Below are 888 nucleotides of genomic sequence, written 5' to 3' on the forward strand. Positions count from 1 at the left end.
CTCTAAGAGCGTGTTTGGGAATTAGAGGCTGGTAGATCGTCGCAGGGACATGGTTAGGTTGGCGATAAAAAGCCACGCCGCATGGCTAGTGGGCTGGCGCTCATAGTCCATGACGACCCGGCGGAAGCAGTTGAGCCAAGCAAAAGTACGTTCCACGACCCAGCGCTTGGCCACCGGCACGAAACGGCGCTCGGTAGTTGGGGGACGACTGGCCACGTGATGTTGCCAGCCTAAGGCCTGCACCTGTTGCACAAAACGCCCCTGATACGCTTTGTCCGTCAACACGCTACGTAGGCGGCTGGCCCAGGCCGGACGCAGTTGACTTGGGTCGGGCAGCAGGGGCTGTGCGCCGCGGCTGTCGTGGCCATTAGCCGCATGCACCACGACGCGCCAGATTCGCCCACCCGTGTCGCAGAGTACTTGGCGCTTGCGGCCATTGACGCGCTTGTGCGCATCCAGGCCCCGCTGCTGACCCAGGCGTGGGGCTAATTTGACACTTTGGGCATCGACCAGCGCCAGCGAAGGCGTGGGCAGCCGTCCCTGCGCCAGCCGGTCGGCGCGGTTACTGGCCTGACTCAGGCGCTCAAACGTGCCATCTGCTCGCCACCGGGCGAAGTAGTAATACACGGCTGGCCAGGGTGGGAAACAGGTAGGCAGGTTTCGCCATTGGCACCCGGTACGGCAGATATATAACATAGCGTCAAGTATTTGTCGCAAGCTGTGGCGGCGTTTCCGTTGGGTGGGCAGCAGCGGTTCCATAACTTGCCACTGCGAGGCAGTAAGGGGTTGGTAGCACTCAACCATAAGGTAAGCGGAGCCTAGGAACTCCGCTTACTGCTTACTGGCTCGTTTTCTTTGGGGCTACCCGATTCCCAAACACGTTCTAAG

The 888-nt window shown here is 60.7% G+C and carries 1 protein-coding gene; it reads right to left on the reverse strand.

Annotated elements, in window-relative coordinates; translation table 11 throughout:
• Positions 1 to 21: 21 nt before the first annotated feature.
• Positions 22 to 804 carry an IS5 family transposase gene (locus tag J4D99_RS21710; RefSeq protein ID WP_208133848.1) on the reverse strand — a complete coding sequence of 261 codons (783 nt, stop codon included), beginning with the start codon at positions 802 to 804 and terminating at the stop codon, positions 22 to 24.
• Between the last annotated feature and the right edge of the window lie 84 nt (positions 805 to 888).

This window comes from Hymenobacter sp. BT559, from assembly GCF_017571525.1.
Classification (GTDB): domain Bacteria; phylum Bacteroidota; class Bacteroidia; order Cytophagales; family Hymenobacteraceae; genus Hymenobacter; species Hymenobacter ginsengisoli.

Coding starts and splice junctions, on each gene's coding strand:
- J4D99_RS21710 (WP_208133848.1), bottom strand. CDS start 804: ATGGTTGAGTGCTACCAACCCCTTACTGCCTCGCAGTGGCAAGTTATG.